Origin of the sequence: Bacillus sp. AFS023182, from assembly GCF_002560575.1 — a bacterium.
Classification (GTDB): domain Bacteria; phylum Bacillota; class Bacilli; order Bacillales; family Bacillaceae_G; genus Bacillus_A; species Bacillus_A arachidis.
In genome coordinates, this window is record NZ_NTRO01000151.1 from 1 (window position 1) to 285 (window position 285).

Below are 285 nucleotides of genomic sequence, written 5' to 3' on the forward strand. Positions count from 1 at the left end.
ACGTCCTACTCTCACAGGGACAAGGTCCCAACTACCATCGGCGCTAGAGAGCTTAACTTCCGTGTTCGGTATGGGAACGGGTGTGACCTCTCTGCCATCATCACCAAACTATTGAAGGCATATTCCTTCAAAACTAGATAACATTTGCTTCATATTATATGGTTAAGTCCTCGATCTATTAGTATTCGTCAGCTCCACATGTCACCATGCTTCCACCTCGAACCTATCAACCTGATCATCTTTCAGGGATCTTACTAGCTTACGCTATGGGAAATCTCATCTTGA

General features: G+C 44.6%; 2 rRNA genes. Both read right to left on the reverse strand.

Going from position 1 to position 285, the window contains the following annotated elements:
- A 5S ribosomal RNA gene (gene rrf, locus CN288_RS27805) occupies positions 1-108 on the reverse strand; the annotation flags it as partial.
- 50 nt (positions 109-158) lie between these two features.
- Positions 159-285, reverse strand: a 23S ribosomal RNA gene (locus CN288_RS27810); the annotation flags it as partial.